General features: G+C 65.7%; 14 protein-coding genes and 1 pseudogene. 6 read left to right on the forward strand and 9 right to left on the reverse strand.

What is annotated here, in order from left to right:
* Window positions 1-131 precede the first annotated feature (131 nt).
* Window positions 132-662 (forward strand): DoxX family protein, encoded by a 531-nt coding sequence (locus C6A82_RS20370; protein ID WP_105341423.1) that lies wholly within the window; start codon window positions 132-134, stop codon window positions 660-662.
* Between the two features lie 114 nt (window positions 663-776).
* Window positions 777-908: a hypothetical protein gene (locus tag C6A82_RS20375; RefSeq protein ID WP_105341424.1), complete on the forward strand. Its 132-nt coding sequence runs from the start codon at window positions 777-779 to the stop codon at window positions 906-908.
* Between the two features lie 93 nt (window positions 909-1001).
* Here C6A82_RS20375 and C6A82_RS20380 read toward each other — a convergent pair whose 3' ends face one another.
* The 3 genes from C6A82_RS20380 to C6A82_RS20390 all read right to left on the reverse strand — a co-directional run bounded on the left by C6A82_RS20380 (window position 1002) and on the right by C6A82_RS20390 (window position 3961).
* On the reverse strand, window positions 1002-2000 hold the full coding sequence (locus C6A82_RS20380) for a nitronate monooxygenase family protein (protein WP_105341421.1): 999 nt from the start codon (window positions 1998-2000) through the stop codon (window positions 1002-1004).
* Window positions 1997-2749: a 3-hydroxyacyl-CoA dehydrogenase gene (locus C6A82_RS20385; RefSeq protein WP_105341419.1), complete on the reverse strand. Its 753-nt coding sequence runs from the start codon at window positions 2747-2749 to the stop codon at window positions 1997-1999. Before C6A82_RS20385 ends, C6A82_RS20380 begins: the two co-directional genes overlap by 4 nt.
* Window positions 2750-2869: 120 nt before the next feature.
* Window positions 2870-3961, reverse strand: a complete 1092-nt coding sequence (locus C6A82_RS20390) for a CaiB/BaiF CoA-transferase family protein (protein WP_105341529.1) — start codon at window positions 3959-3961, stop codon at window positions 2870-2872.
* A 123-nt stretch (window positions 3962-4084) separates the two neighbouring features.
* On the opposite strand from C6A82_RS20390, the gene C6A82_RS20395 reads away from it, so the two are divergent.
* The gene (locus C6A82_RS20395; protein ID WP_105341527.1) at window positions 4085-4897 is read left to right on the forward strand and encodes an enoyl-CoA hydratase; all 813 of its coding nucleotides are present in this window, start codon (window positions 4085-4087) and stop codon (window positions 4895-4897) included.
* A 140-nt stretch (window positions 4898-5037) separates the two neighbouring features.
* Entirely contained in the window at window positions 5038-6300 is a 1263-nt protein-coding gene (tet(V), locus tag C6A82_RS20400; RefSeq protein ID WP_199193570.1) for a tetracycline efflux MFS transporter Tet(V), read from the forward strand.
* Here tet(V) and C6A82_RS20405 read toward each other — a convergent pair.
* Genes C6A82_RS20405 through C6A82_RS20420 form a run of 4 tightly spaced genes read right to left on the reverse strand, consistent with a single transcriptional unit; the run spans window position 6297 to window position 9882 of the window.
* Window positions 6297-7382, reverse strand: a complete 1086-nt coding sequence (locus C6A82_RS20405) for an IS630 family transposase (protein ID WP_311101430.1) — start codon at window positions 7380-7382, stop codon at window positions 6297-6299. The genes tet(V) and C6A82_RS20405 overlap by 4 nt on opposite strands.
* A gap of 43 nt (window positions 7383-7425) precedes the next feature.
* Window positions 7426-8148, reverse strand: a complete 723-nt coding sequence (locus C6A82_RS20410) for a lysostaphin resistance A-like protein (protein WP_396836830.1) — start codon at window positions 8146-8148, stop codon at window positions 7426-7428.
* 11 nt (window positions 8149-8159) lie between these two features.
* Complete coding sequence (locus tag C6A82_RS20415) at window positions 8160-9305, reverse strand: NAD(P)H-binding protein (RefSeq protein WP_311101431.1); 1146 nt, start codon at window positions 9303-9305, stop codon at window positions 8160-8162.
* Between the two features lie 43 nt (window positions 9306-9348).
* The gene (locus C6A82_RS20420; RefSeq protein ID WP_105341536.1) at window positions 9349-9882 is read right to left on the reverse strand and encodes a gamma carbonic anhydrase family protein; all 534 of its coding nucleotides are present in this window, start codon (window positions 9880-9882) and stop codon (window positions 9349-9351) included.
* Between the two features lie 95 nt (window positions 9883-9977).
* On the opposite strand from C6A82_RS20420, the pseudogene C6A82_RS20425 reads away from it, so the two are divergent.
* Window positions 9978-10210, forward strand: a pseudogene (locus C6A82_RS20425) (MFS transporter); the annotation flags it as partial.
* An 81-nt stretch (window positions 10211-10291) separates the two neighbouring features.
* Window positions 10292-11026 carry a fasciclin domain-containing protein gene (locus C6A82_RS20430; RefSeq protein ID WP_105341534.1) on the forward strand — a complete coding sequence of 245 codons (735 nt, stop codon included), beginning with the start codon at window positions 10292-10294 and terminating at the stop codon, window positions 11024-11026.
* On the opposite strand, the gene C6A82_RS20435 is transcribed toward C6A82_RS20430, so the two are convergent.
* Both C6A82_RS20435 and C6A82_RS20440 read right to left on the reverse strand, forming a co-directional pair.
* Window positions 11023-11817: a crotonase/enoyl-CoA hydratase family protein gene (locus C6A82_RS20435; protein ID WP_105341532.1), complete on the reverse strand. Its 795-nt coding sequence runs from the start codon at window positions 11815-11817 to the stop codon at window positions 11023-11025. The two genes, C6A82_RS20430 and C6A82_RS20435, sit on opposite strands and share 4 nt — an antisense overlap.
* Complete coding sequence (locus C6A82_RS20440) at window positions 11814-12959, reverse strand: thiolase family protein (protein ID WP_311101432.1); 1146 nt, start codon at window positions 12957-12959, stop codon at window positions 11814-11816. Before C6A82_RS20440 ends, C6A82_RS20435 begins: the two co-directional genes overlap by 4 nt.
* Window positions 12960-12989 lie beyond the last annotated feature (30 nt).

Genomic DNA, 12989 nt, shown 5'->3' on the forward strand with positions numbered 1-12989 from the left:
TTTCCTTGATAACCACGTCCGGGGACGCAGAAGCGTTCATCGGTGCAACGTGCACGATTAATTCAGCGGCCATCATTGGTCAGTACTGCATGACATCCACAGGATCCTCACAGGCCCATAGGCTCGATGGCATGGACGCCACCGACACCACGCGACTGTCCACGTCCCCGGCCGACGTCGGCCTGCTGATTCTTCGCATCGGCGTCGGCGCCGCCATGCTTCAGGCGGGGCTTATCAAAGCGCTCGACTTCGGCACGACAGTGGGCTTCATGGACTCCGGCGGCTGGAGCCTGCCGACGGTTGGGGCGTTGATGGTGACGATCGCTGAGACCGCGGGCGGTATCGGGCTCGTCCTCGGGCTGTTGACGCCGCTGTCTGCATGTGCGGTCGTCGGCGCCATGATCTGCGCTTGGGCTGTCAACGTTTCGCGGGGCGCGTTCTGGTCGGAACCCTTCAACGTGCCGTTCCTGTTGTTCATCGGTGCCGCCACGCTGCTGTTCACCGGCGCCGGCGAGTATTCGGTGGACGCCCAGGTCCTGGGCAGGCGCCGATGGTCGGTGAAGATCGCGACCGGATTACTCGTTCTGGCGTTCGCCATGGCGATCCTCACGTGGATCGTGTTGAACGGCACAAATCCCATTCATTTCAGCTCACCGGCGTAATCGCAGGTCAGCTACTCGCCAGTAACCCGCGACCCTACCCGGCGGTAAGAATTGCCACGATATTGCGAATCGTGACTCAAAGATTCCTTAATGGTGACCCATACGCTCTGTGTCATGTGGATCGACGACACCAGTGCTGATGTCATCAAGGTTGACTTCGAGGCGCTCTACCACGGCGATGTTCTCGTCGAGGGCGACACCTCCGAGCAGCTCGACGATATCCAGCAGCTGCCCTACGCAGTCTGAGGCAACGCGCTCGCACCGAGCGCGTTGACCCGTCAGACAGTTTGCCCCGTTCGAGGCCCTCGTTGATCTTTTGTTTGGCTCAAAAAGTCCGCCCTATGCGACGTTTACTTCCGCGGACACGTCGACCATGCCGGACAACTTCTCCGTGATGAGTTCCTCGGCGTCGGACACGATGCGCGACACGAGCTCATCGCACGTCGGAATGTCGTTGATCAAACCCATCGCCGTGCCGACCGACCAGATGCCCGCGTCCACGTCACCAATTTCATAGACCTTGACCCCGCGCGAACCCGCGACCAGGTCTTTCACGTCCTCGAACTGGCCCCCGTTGTTGAGGATCTGCACCACCTCGCGCGACACCGCATTGCTTGCGACGCGAGCGGTGTTGCGCAGCGGCCGGAAGATCATCTCCGTGTCGAGCTCGGTGCCCGCCACGATGGCTTCCTTGACCTTCTGATGGATCGCCGACTCGGCCGTGCACATGAACCGCGAGCCCATATTGATGCCGTCGGCACCCAGTGCAAGCGCGGCCACCAGTCCCCGCCCGTCGGCGAAGCCGCCGGAGGCGATCATCGGGATGTCGATCTTGGCCGCCGCCGCGGGAATCAACACCAGGCCCGGGATGTCGTCCTCGCCGGGATGCCCGGCACATTCGAATCCGTCGATGCTGATGCCGTCGACGCCGAGGCTCTGGGCCTTGACCGCATGGCGCACCGAGGTGCACTTGTGCAGCACCTTGATCCCGTTGTCGTGGAACATCGGCAGATGCGGCGCGGGGTTGGATCCCGCGGTCTCCACGATCTTGATGCCTTCGTCGACGATGACCTGCCGGTACTCGTCATACGGCGGCGGGTTGATGGTCGGCAGGATCGTCAGGTTGACGCCGAACGGCTTGTCGGTCAAATCCCGGCACTTCGCGATCTCGCGGGCCAGGTCCGCAGGCGTCGGCTGCGTCAGCGCGGTGATGAATCCCAGCGCACCGGCATTCGCGACGGCCGCCACGAGTTCCGCGCGACCCACCCACTGCATACCGCCCTGCACGACGGGGTGCTCGACCCCGAACGTCTCGGTGAACTTCGTCCTTATCGTCATCGCGGAGCCATCCTGATCGCGCCGTCCAGGCGAATCACTTCGCCGTTCAGCATCGGGTTCTCGACGATGTGCACGGCCAGCGCGCCGTACTCGTCAGGGTCGCCGAGGCGGGCCGGGTGGGGCACCTGCTTGCCCAGCGAGGCCTGCGCCTCCTCGGGAAGCGAGCCGAGCAACGGGGTCTTGAACAACCCCGGCGCGATGGTCACCACGCGGATGAACTCCCGCGACAGGTCGCGGGCGATCGGCAGGGTCATGCCGACGACCCCGCCCTTGGACGCGGAGTACGCCGCCTGGCCGATCTGGCCCTCGAACGCCGCGACCGATGCGGTGTTGATGATGACGCCGCGCTCACCGTTCACCGGTTCGGTCTTGGCGATGCGCTCGGCGGCCAACCGCAGCACGTTGAAGGTGCCGATGAGGTTCACCTCGATGACCTTCTTGAAGCCGTCGAGCGGAAACGGGCCGTCCTTGCCCAGCGTCTTGATCGCGTTGCCGATGCCCGCACAGTTGACGTTGATGCGCAGCGGGCCCATCTTCTCGGCGACGTCCAGAGCCGCGCTGACCGCGTCCGGGTCGGTCACGTTGGTCTCGACGAACTGGGCGCGCTCGCCGAGTTCCGACACGCCCTCCTCACCTTTGAGGTCGATGACGACCACCGATGCGCCCCTGTCGAGCAGCCGCTTGGTGGTGGCCAGGCCGAGACCGGAGGCGCCTCCGGTGACGACGGCTACGGAGTCTTTGATCTCCACTTAGTGCGTTCCTTTCATTTCGAGCGAGCGGGTCGTCTCTATCGCCGAGCAGACGCAAAAGTTCCCTCTCCACGGCGTGTCGCGGCACATTTGCGTCTGTTCGCGCGAAGAAGTCCTTACCTAATTCCAGTCGCGCAGAACGGTTTCGATGTCGGTACCCGGCTCGCCCAACGGCTTGGGAGTAGGCGGCACGCTGCGGGAGAACCGCGGCGCGGGCGAGGGCAGCAGGATGTCGCCGTCGAGATAGAAGGTGTCGCGCTCGGTGATGTGCGGTTCGCTCTGCACCTCGGCGAACGACAGCACGGGGGTGGCGCAGGCGTCGTTGCCGGAGAACACCTCGGCCCAGTGGTCGCGGTCCTTCGATTTGAAGACCTCGGCGATCCGGGCCCGCAGCTCGGGCCAACGGCTGACGTCCTGCTGGGCGGGGAGATCCTCACCGTCGAGGCCCAGACCCTTGAGCAGTTCCGCGTAGAACTGCGGCTCGATCGAGCCGATCGACATGTAGCGGCCGTCCGCGCACTCGTAGGTGTCGTAGTACGGCGCGCCGCTGTCGAGCATGTTGGTACCGCGCTCGTCGGACCAGAGTCCGCCCGCGCGCATGCCCCACATCATCGCCATCAGAATGTTGGAGCCGTCGATCATGGCCGCGTCGACGACCTGTCCCTTGCCGGAGGTCTGTCGTTCCCAAAGCGCGGCGAGGACGCCGACGATCAGGAACATGGAGCCGCCACCGAAGTCGCCGGTCAGGTTCAGCGGTGGAACGGGCCGCTCGTCCTTGTGGCCGATGGAGTGCAGCAAGCCGTTGAGCGAGATGTAGTTGATGTCGTGGCCGGCCTGCTGGCTGCGGGGGCCGGTCTGGCCCCAGCCCGTCATCCGCGCGTACACCAACCGCTCGTTGACCTTCGCGCAGTCATCGGGCCCGAGGCCGAGCCGCTCGGTGACGCCGGGCCGGTACCCCTCGATCAGCACATCTGCCTTCGCGACCAGCGCGAGTACCTGCTCGCGGCCTTCGTCGGACTTCAGGTTGGCCGCCACCGCGCGGCGGTTGCGGTTCATGGCCTCGTGGCTGCCCTTCGGCACTCCGCCGGTCCCGCCGGGGCGCTCGACGCGCACCACGTCGGCGCCGAGATCGGCGAGGATCATCGCCGCGTGCGGGCCGGGGCCGATGCCCGCCAATTCGACGATTCGCAAACCCTGCAGTGGTCCCGCCATTGAAAAGAACCCGCCTCCCGTAGTTGACCGCGACATAGCTTACTTGTATAACCAAGTGGACTCATCGTCGGCTCGGTAGGACCTCGTGCTCCTCTCGTCCGCGCCCGAATCTAAGGTTCACCCATGACTTCCATCGACTCCGGCACGGGAGCGTATGTGAGCGTCGACGGGCTCGAGGTGAGCGTCGCCGACGGCGTGCTGTCGTTGACGCTGAACCGCCCGGACAGCCTCAACTCCCTGACCGCGACGATGCTCGACGGCATCGCCGACGCGCTGGCCGCCGCCGCCGCCGACCCGCAGGTCAAGGTGGTGCGTCTGGCGGGTGCCGGTCGCGGGTTCAGCTCCGGTGCGGGTATCAGCGCAGACGATCAGACCAAGAAGGCCGGCGGCCTGACGGTGCTCGACGCCGCGAACCGGGCGATCCGGTCCATCGTGGCGCTGCCCCGGCCCGTGGTCGCCGTCGTGCAGGGGCCCGCAGCGGGCGTCGGCGCGTCGCTGGCGCTGGCATGTGACATCGTGATCGCCTCGGACAAGGGCTATTTCATGCTCGCCTTCACCAAGATCGGGTTGATGCCCGACGGCGGCGCCTCGGCTTTGGTGGCGGCGGCCGTCGGCCGTGTCCGGGCGATGCGGATGGCATTGCTGGCGGACAAGATTCACGCGGAGGAGGCATTTCAGGCGGGCCTGGTGACCGCGGTGTATCCGGCCGATCAACTCGACGCCGAAGTCGACAAGGTGATCGCGACGCTGGTCCGCGGTCCGGTGGTCGCGCTGGCGAAGACCAAGGACGCGATCAACTCCACGACGCTGGCCGAACTCGAAGCCGCCCTGGAACGCGAACACTCCGGGCAGGCCGCGCTGCTGCGCGGCACCGACTACCGCGAAGGCATCAAGGCCTTCCAGGAACGGCGCGCGGCCACCTTCACCGATACCTGATTCACTCTGCCGCCCAAACCAACGCTCGGGCGCAAAAGTGCGAGTACAGAGCGCCATTACGTCGATCTCGGCGAACAAAATTCGGTGGACGCGGCGATCACCCGTCAGCGACCATCGTCTGCGTGAGCACGCAATACGACATCCCGGTGGCCGACGCCGGTCGATGGCGTGTGCTCGTACCGTTTCGCTCCCGCGAGTACCGCCTGCTGATCGCCGCGGTGTCGTTGTCGATCTTCGCCGACGGCATGTTCGCGGTGGTGTTGGCCCTGCAGGTGATCGAACTCGACAACAACCCGGTGTCGTTGTCGATCGTGACGACGTGCTGGGGCGCAGCGTTCGTCGCGTTCGTCCTGGTCGGCGGAATCACCGCGGACAGGATCAAACAGCGCACGATCATCATCGCCACCGAGTCGGTCAACGTGCTCGCATCGTCGGCCATAGCGGTGCTGGGACTCGTTGGCGCGCTGCATGTCTGGCATCTTGCGGTGGCTTCAGCGGCGATGGGCACCGCGGCGGCGTTCTTCTTTCCCGCATACAGCGCGATCCTGCCGAGGATCCTGCCCGCCGACCAGCTCCTAGCGGCCAACGGGGTCGAAGGCGTTGTGCGCCCGGTCTTCCAGCGCGCAGTCGGCCCTGCGGTCGCCGGAATCGTGGTGGGTGCGACGTTCCCCGCGCTGGGCGCCACCACCGTAGCGGTCTTGTTCGCCATCGGACTCGTGCTGCTGGTGGCCACTCGGCCCGCGACGAAAGCGTCTGTCGCAAAACATGATCACGTGCAACCACACGTGCTGCGCGACCTACGCGACGGCTTCGGCTTCATGCTGCGCACGCCGTGGCTGCTGTGGACGCTGCTGTTCGCGAGCATGTTCGTGTTGGTGGTGCTTGGCCCGATCGAGGTCTTGCTCCCGTTCATCGCCGCCGACCGGTTCCACGACGGGGCGAGGTCCTATGGCTTCGTCCTCGCTTTCTTCGGGATGGGCAGCGCCTTGGGCGCGCTCGCGGTGTCGTCGAGGCGGCTACCGCGCCGCTACCTCTCGGTGATGATGGCGATGTGGAGCCTTGGCTCCATTCCGCTCGTGGTGGTCGGCTTCACGTCGTCGTTCCCCCTGATGGCCGTCGCCACGTTCATCATCGGCGTCACCGACGGCGCTGGGATGGTCATCTGGGGCACGCTCCTGCAGCGGCGGGTGCCAACGGAGATGCTGGGCCGGGTCTCGAGCCTGGACTTCTTCGTCTCGCTCGCCTTCATGCCAGTGTCGTTCGCGATCGTCGGACCGCTGTCGAAGGTCGTCTCGATGGAGACCATTTTCCTGGTCGCCGGCGTCGCACCGGTTGTGTTCGCGGCCATCGCGATGCGCGCGGCGCGGATGCGTGACGACGAGCTGGCGAGCCCGCTGCGCTAGTGTCCTGAGTCGTTAATTCGTTGGCAGTAGTTGCCGATGCTGGCGAGGATTTGGTCGGCGGTTTTGGTCCAGACGTAGGGCCGGGGGTTGTCGTTCCAGGTGTCGATCCAAGCCCTGATGTCGGTGTTGAGTTGGCGCACCGAGGTGTGGGTGCCGCGACGCAGTTTCTTGGTGGTCAGTTCGGCGAACCACCGTTCGACCAGGTTGAGCCATGACGAGCTGGTCGGGGTGAAGTGCAGGACGAACCGCGGGTGCGCCAACAGCCAGCGCTGGACTGCCGGCGTCTTGTGGGTGGAGGCGTTGTCGAGCACCAGGTGCACGTCCAGGTCGGTGGGTACGGAGGCGTCGATGGTCTTCAAGAAGGCCAGGAACTCGGTGGCCCGGTGGCGTGTGTGCAGCGCACCGATCACCTTTCCGGTGCTGAGATCCAGTGCGGCATAGAGGCTTGAGGTGCCGTGGCGGACGTAGTCGTGGCTGGCTCGCGCGGGGATTCCGGGCAACATCGGAAACACCGGCGCAGTGCGATTGAGCGCCTGAATCTGGGTCTTCTCATCAACACACAACACCATGGCCCGTTCCGGTGGGTTCAGATACAGTCCGACGACGTCGCGGACCTTGGCCACGAACAACGGATCCTTGGACAGCTTCCAGGAATCCTGTTTATGCGGTGCCAGGCCGAATGCCCGCCACACCCGCGACACCATCGACTGCGACAGTCCCAGGTGCTCGGCCATCGACCGGGTCGACCACTGAGTGGCGTTTCGGGGGGCCGTCTCCAGCGTGGCAGTGATCAGCTCCTCGATGCGGGCATCCTCCACGACGCGGGGCCGGCCCGGCCGCGGTTCATCGAGCAAGCCGTCGAGGCGATCAACGGCGAACCGGTTGCGCCATTTGGTCACCATCCCGCGGGTCACGCCCAGCTCCCGGGAGATCTGCGTATTACTCGAATCACCTTCACAGGCAAGAACTATGCGAGAACGCAGGGCCAGCGCCTGAGCGCTCTTAGGTCGACGCGCCCAGGCCTGCAACTGCTCACGCTCATCGTCGCTCAACACAACGCTCATCGCTACTGGACTCGGCATGATCCCAGTCTAGCGGCTGAGCGCGGATTAACGACTCAGGACACTAGACGCCGAAGATCGGCGGGAGTACAAGCACCATGATCAGTCCCCACACCATGTGGGTCAGTATCGATGCGAGCACTCCCCCGGTCGCGCGGCGCTCGAACGCGCACACCGCGCCGAGGACGGCCGCGGCGAACGTCAGCATGGGGTTCAGCGTCGACACTCCGATGACGATGACGTAGACGACTGTGGAAATGATTGCCGGATGGTGCTTTTCGAGTGCTGAATACAGCGCACCGCGGAAGAAGATCTCTTCTGCCAGCCCGTTGATCACGGTGATGAAGACGACCAGCGGCAAGCTGCCCTGAGTGGCGAACTCCAGGACCTGGGCTGCATAGTCGCGCAGCGCCGGAACCTCGCGGACGATGAAACCGCCCAGAATGAAGACGCCGCCCAGCACCAGCCCGATGACCGTGCCGCTGATGACCGGCCGCTGATTGCGCCCGAAGAACCGCACGTGTCCGAGATGCAACGGACGCGCGAGCAGCGCGCCGAGCGCCCACACCCCGGCCAGCGCCAGGGTGAGCCCGTAGAACGAATCATCGCCGGGATCGCGCGCGAGCGAGTAGCCGAGCAGCGTCGCGCCGACCACCACTATGACGGCGACGATGATGCGTCGTCGCCGCACCACCGCGGGCGGTTCGTGGTACGGAACGGCAACCCGGGTCAGGTTCTCCTTCAACTCTTGGAAGAAGGGAGGATGCGGCGTCGGGTGCTCGCTGATGATCGGCTCTGTCATGCCGGAGGTTCTTTCGGTACGAGGTTGATGAGACTGTCGAGCCCGGTCCGCAACGCTGCGGCGACGGGTCCTGGTACGACGTTGAGGAGGCCGAGGGCGGGGCGGGCGATCGGCGGGGTGATCGTCCTTGCGACCTGCTTGATGCGATGCGCGTCGCCTCCCGCCCACACCGGATCGGTGTCGGCGAGGTGGTGTGGGTCTTCGAGTTCGTTCACCGGCCGCGCACGGCCGTTGGATAACGACCGGTTGATGGCGTCGTCGATCGCGACCAGACCGCCAGGCGGATCGGCGACGAGCTCACGAAGTCCGTCGGACGCTTTCATCGGATGATCAAGCGACTCAACGAGATCGGCGGCCAATCCGCCCGGTACCGGCAGTACGACCGGAGCCACCATCGACACCACGCCGGTACCAACGCCACGAATCGGCACACTAGCCCGCCACTTGCCGGTCGCGCGACCGTATGCGGCCAACAGGTCGCGGTACGTCGTCGACTCCGGTCCGGCGATGTCGTAGGCGCCCGCGGGCACGGTGTCGCCATCCGCCGCGGCAACGAGGTAGTAGAGGACGTCGTGAATCGAGATCGGATCCATCGGGTTGGTCATCCAGGCCGGTGACGGGATCAGCAGGAAGCGGTCTCCGACGTAGCGCAGCATCTCGAATGAGGTCGAGCCCGCGCCGATGATCATCGCCGCACCGAGCCAGACCACCTCGGGTCCGCCGTCGATGGAAAGCGATTCGGCGACTTCGGCGCGGCTGGTCAGGTGTTCGGACAGCTCGCCTTCCTCGGGCACGAAGCCACCGAGGTAGACGATGCGCCGCACGCCGGCTTCCTTTGCGGCCACGGCGACGTTGGTCGCCGCGGCGTTGTCGGCGTCGCGAAAGTCCGGTTGGCCGATGCCGTGCACCAGGTAGTAGATGACGTCTACCGGCCCCGCCTCCGCGAACGCTTTCCGCGCGGACGTCGGATCGTGAGCGTCTAGCGAGACCGCCGAGACCTCGTCCGACCAGCCGAAATCGGCGAGCCGTTCGGCCTTTCGTGAGGTGGCGACGACGTGGTGGCCTCGGGACAGCAGTTCGGTGACGAGCCGGGAGCCGACGTACCCGGTGGCGCCGGTGACCAGAGTTCGCATTGAATTCACCGTAGCCAGATACCCAGCGGCGGCTGACGGGAACCCGACGCACTCAGTCCAGCGCCGCCCGGTGAAGCTCGATGAGCCGCTGATAGACCTGCGCGTTGTGGCGGTTGTTGGCGATCTCGGCATCGCTGAGTTCGCGCCGCACCGCTCCCGGCACGCCGGTCACCAGTGATCGGGCAGGCACCACGACGCCCTGCGGCACCAGTGCTCCGGCCGCTATCAACGAGCCCTGTCCGATGTGCGCGCCGTTGAGGATGACCGCGCCTATGCCGATGAGCGCGTCGTCGGAGACCTCGCAGCCATGCAGCACGGCGTTGTGCCCGACGCTGACGCCCGCGCCCACTCTGACGGGGAACTCGGTGTCGACGTGGATGGTGACACCGTCCTGGATGTTGGTGCCGAACCCGATCTCGATCGGTTCGGCCTCGGCGCGAAGCGTCGCGCCGTACCAGACGCTCGCCCTGGCCGCGAGTACGACCTGACCGATCAGGGTCGCGTTCGGCGCGACCCAACTCTCGGCGTGCATCTCGGGCGCGCGACCGCGAATGGGGACGATCAGCGGCTCGGCCATGCGCGCCATCGTTGCGCGAACGTTCCTCCCCGTTCGAGAAATCGCCGAAATTTCGACTGGTATGTGAAGGTTCGCGACGACGGTCAGGCGCCCTGGTACACCTTGCGGCCGTGTTGTGCCGCAACTACTTCGGCGCTCGTACGCCGGTGGTGTTCGGCCGGGTGTTCGCGTCGCACCAGCTCGGCGCTGCGATTGCGGCCGCAGGGGCCGGGAAATTGCGCGATCTGCAGGGCGCGAGTACAACCTTGCGTTCTACCTCGCGGCAGTTCTCTGCATCGTTGCAGCGGGACTCTGTGCGAATGTCCGGAAAGCGCAGGTCAGCGCACCTGTGACATGAGCTCTGGGTGATCTTGACTTTGGCATTGGTCGATCAGTCCACCTAACATGCGTATCGACTGACGAGCTGAGGAGCACCAACGTGAAGACTCGCACCAGCAAGACCTTGGGTGCAGCGGCGGCAATCGCCGCGATCGGGGCATCGATCCCGCTGGCGGTGACCGCATATGCCGATCCGGAGCCCTCGCCCACGCCGAAGGCACAGGTCGAGATTCCCGATCCCCAGGGCAACTGCGACCCGTTCAAGAAGGCCGTGCCCAACTGGAAAGCGCTCAACGACGTACCGGTCAGCAAGGCGCTGGCCAGCATCCCGGACATCAGCACCTTCAACTCCGCGATCTCCGGTGGGCTGAATCCCGAGGTCAACATCGCGTCGGTGTTGGACAACGGGCCCTACGTGGTCTTCGCCCCGACCAACGACGCGTTCGCCGCTCTCGAGCCCGGCCAGGTGGACGCCCTGAAGGCCGATCCGGCGGCGTTGACCCGGCTCGACTACTACCACGTGTTCCTCGGCCTGCTGGGCCCTGAAGACGTACACGGGCAGCGTCCCACCCAGGAGGGCGCCGAGATCAAGGTCGACGGCAAGAACGGCGACATCAAGGTCAATGACACCGCCAAGTTGATCTGCGGCGGCATACAGGCGCAGAACGCGCGGATCTACATCATCGACAAGGTGCTGGACCCCGCGTCACCACCCGAGGCCATCCAGGCGTTGGCGAGTGGCTCGTCGAGCACCACGACGACGACCACGACCACCCCGACGACCCCGACGCCGAACGCCGAGGTCGTGCCCGGCGCTGAAGCGCCCGCGGGCTAGCGCGCTTTCCAGACGGGCTGACGCTTCTCGGCGAAGGCGAGTGGACCCTCTTTGGCGTCCTCGGACCGCATCAGCGTGCCGATTTCGCGCATGGTCCTGCCCCAGCCGCGTTCGTCACCCGTGATGACGCCGTCGTCGACGCCCATCGCCACCCGCTTGCTCGCCCAGACTGCGAGCGGCGCGTTGGCGGTGATCCGTTCGGCGAGCGCCAGCGCGCCATCAACCGCGGTGCCGTCGGCGACCACCTGGTTGATCAGTCCCCATTTGAGCGCGTCGGCTGAACTCATCGGCTCGCCGGTGAAGATCAACTCCATCGCGACCTTGCGTGGCAGGTGATCGACGATGCGGAACACGCCCCCGGCAGCGGCGATGAGGCCGCGCTTGACCTCGGGCAGCCCGAACTTCGCGCGCTCCTCCGCCACCACCAGATCGCTGGCGAGCGCGAGCTCGGAGCCGCCGCCGAGCGCGGTGCCGTTGACCGCGGCGATCGTCGGCTTGTCGATGTAGTGGTGGACGTAGCCCGCGAAACCCCAGTCGCCGCGTTCGGGGTGAAACAGGTTCTCCCGCCGCGAAATGGCCTTGAGATCAGCTCCAGCGCAGAAGGATTCACCTGCACCGGTGATGACCACGGCACGTACCTCCTGGTCGTCCTGCGCTTCCTGCAGCGCGTCTCCGACGGCCATGCTCACCGCACTGTTGACCGCGTTGCGCGCCTCAGGCCGGTTCAGCGTGATGACCATGACGTTGCCCCGCCGCTCGGTGAGAGCGGCGGGTGCCACGGCATCTGTCACAACAGCTCGATGATGGTGGCGTTGGCCTGTCCGCCGCCCTCACACATGGTCTGCAGCCCGTACTGAATTCCCTTGTCCCGCATGTGGTACAGCATCGTGGTCATGATGCGGGCACCGGAACCGCCGAGCGGGTGGCCGAGCGCGATAGCGCCGCCGTTGGGGTTGAGCTTCTTCTCGTCGGCGCCGATGTCATTCAGCCACGCCAGCGGCACAGGCGCGAACGCCTCGTTGACCTCGAACACACCGATTTCCTCGAGCCTCAGGCCCGAGCGCTTCAGCGCCTTCTGCGTGGCGGGAATCGGGGCGGTCAGCATGATCACCGGGTCCGCGCCGGCGAGCGTCGCGGTGTGCACCTTGGCAAGCGGCTTGAGGCCCAACGACTTCGCCTTCTCGGCGGACATGAACAGCAGTGCCGCTGCGCCGTCGGAGATCTGCGACGAGTTGCCCGCGTGGATGACGCCGTCCTCCTTGAACGCCGGCTTCAGCGTGGCCATCTTCTCGAGAGTGGTGCCGCGACGGATGCCTTCGTCCTTGAGTACCGGGTTCCCGTCCTGATCCTTGATGGCGACGATCTGGTCGTCGAAGGCGCCGGAATCCTGTGCAGCGGCGGCTTTCTCGTGTGACCCGAGCGAGAACTCGTCGACGGCGGTCCGGTCGAGGCCCCACTGCTCGGCGATCATCTCGGCGCCGATGCCCTGGTTCGGGGTCTTCTTGTAGCGATCCTTGAAGCCCTGCGGATACGGGTTCCCACCGTTGGCCAACGATGCGCCCATCGGGGTGCGCGACATCGACTCGACACCACCGGCGACGACGGCGTCGTAGTGCCCGGCCACCACACCGGCGGCGGCGAAATGGATCGACTGCTGGCTCGACCCGCATTGCCGGTCGATGGTCACACCGGCGACGCTCTCCGGCCAGCCCGCGGTGAGCAATGCGGTGCGACCGATGTCGAGGGCCTGCTCGCCCGCCTGCATCACGCAGCCCCAGATGACGTCGTCGACGATGCCGGGGTCGATACCGGTTCGCTCGGCGAGGCCGTTGAGAACCTGGGCCGAGAGTTCGGCAGGGTGCACGCCCGAGAGTCCGCCATTGCGCTTGCCGACCGGCGACCGCACAGCCTCGACGATTACGGCTTCAGCCATCACATTTCTCCTTCGAAAGTTCGGTGAGTT

The organism is Mycobacterium sp. ITM-2016-00318 (genome assembly GCF_002968285.2).
GTDB lineage: Bacteria > Actinomycetota > Actinomycetes > Mycobacteriales > Mycobacteriaceae > Mycobacterium.